At 74.1% G+C, this 1,615-nt stretch carries 1 protein-coding gene and 2 pseudogenes; all 3 read right to left on the reverse strand.

Annotated elements, in window-relative coordinates; genetic code table 11:
- Positions 1-84 precede the first annotated feature (84 nt).
- A partial coding sequence (locus AOK24_RS44095) for an AAA family ATPase (protein WP_240554424.1) occupies positions 85-733 on the reverse strand: 649 nt, incomplete at its 5' end.
- Between the two features lie 2 nt (positions 734-735).
- Positions 736-996: pseudogene (locus tag AOK24_RS52585) on the reverse strand (AAA family ATPase); the annotation flags it as partial.
- A gap of 463 nt (positions 997-1,459) precedes the next feature.
- Positions 1,460-1,615 (reverse strand): annotated as a pseudogene (locus AOK24_RS52965) (DUF4129 domain-containing protein); the annotation flags it as partial.

The raw sequence follows: 1,615 nt of genomic DNA on the forward strand, positions 1-1,615 counted from the left end.
TGGCGGCCGCGGCGTGGGCGGTGACGTCGTGGCGGCCGTCCAGGGCCCGTCGGACGGCGGTGGCCGCTCTGCGGTCCGGCTCGGTCATGACGCGATCGGGGTGCGCGGCAAGGTCTGCGGGGCCTGCACGGACTGCACGATCTCGCGCAGCACGTCGTCGCCGTCGATCTGGCGGACCCACAGTTCCGGTCTGAGGGTGACGCGGTGCGCGAGGGCCGGTACCGCCACGGACTTGACGTCCTCCGGGGTCACGTAGTCCCGCAGGTCCAGGACGGCGCGGGCGCGGGCGAGCTGCACCAGGGCCAGGCCGCCGCGCGGGGAGGCGCCGACCTGGATGTGGGGGTGGGCCCGGGTGGCACGGACCAGGGCGACGGCGTACTCCAGCAGGTCGTCGTCGACCTCGACGCGTTCGACGGCGGCCCGCATGGCGAGCACCTCGTCCGGTCCGCTGAGCGTGCGCACCACGGGTTCGGGTGCCGCGCGGTCGACGCGCGCACGGAGCATGCCGGCCTCCTCGGACGCCTCCAGGTAGCCCATGCGCACCCGCAGCAGGAACCGGTCGAGCTGGGCCTCGGGGAGGGTGTACGTGCCCTCGTACTCGATGGGGTTGGCGGTGGCGACGACCACGAAGGGATTCGGCAGCGGCCGGGTGCTTCCGTCGACGGACACCTGGGACTCGGCCATCGCCTCCAGGAGGGCGGCCTGGGTCTTGGGCGGGGTGCGGTTGATCTCGNNCAGGTCGGGGGTGAACTGGATGCGGCGGAAGTCCAGGCCGAGAGCCGTGGCGAAGGAGCGTGCCAGGAGCGTCTTGCCGAGTCCCGGGAGGTCCTCGATGAGGACGTGGCCGCCGGCGAGGATGCCGAGCATCACCAGGGTCGGCGGTTCCGCCTTGCCGACCACGGCGGTGCGGATCTCGTCGAGGACGGCCGCAGCCCGTTCGCCCGCCTGCCGGGGAGTCAGGGCGGCGTGGTCCGGAAGGGTTTGCGGGCTGGTCACGGTCGGTTCCTCACGGGGTCGGGGTGCGCGTGTCACAGGGCTTCGAGCCGGTCGAGCAGGGACCGCAGGACGGGCTCGGGGAGGGTGGACTGCGGAGCGGTCGCCCCGGGATCGATCCACGGCCACAGCTCGACGCCCACCGTCGAGCGGGCCCGCTGCGGGTCCCGGTACATCTCCACGCCGTGCCGTTCGGCCAGCCGGGCNNNNGCCCGGCTGTCCAGCAGGCGCACCGGCTTGCGGTACCTGCTGTCCTGGGCGGCGACGTCCGCCGCATAGCACCCCAGGGCCAGCGCGAGTGCGGTGACGAGGGCGAGGCCGGTGGCGGCTGCGGCGAGGCCGTCGACCAGGGCGAGCAGCGCTACGGCCGTGAGGGCGACGGCGCCGAGGACGGCCAGCGAGTGGCGTACCGAACCGGGCCTGCCCACCACGGAGTCGACGGTGGCCCGTATCCGGGCGGGCAGCTTCACGACGTAGCCGTCCCGGCATCAGGTCCAGGTGTCCGCGAGCGCAGGGCGTCGGCGATCTCGGCGAGCGCGGTCGCGGCCCGGTCGCGGTGGCTGCCGTCCATCGGGTGCGTGGAGTAGCGGGCCTCGCGGAACAGCGCGGTGAGTACGTCGGC

The organism is Streptomyces niveiscabiei, assembly GCF_001419795.1.
In the GTDB taxonomy this organism is placed as follows: Bacteria; Actinomycetota; Actinomycetes; order Streptomycetales; family Streptomycetaceae; genus Streptomyces; species Streptomyces niveiscabiei.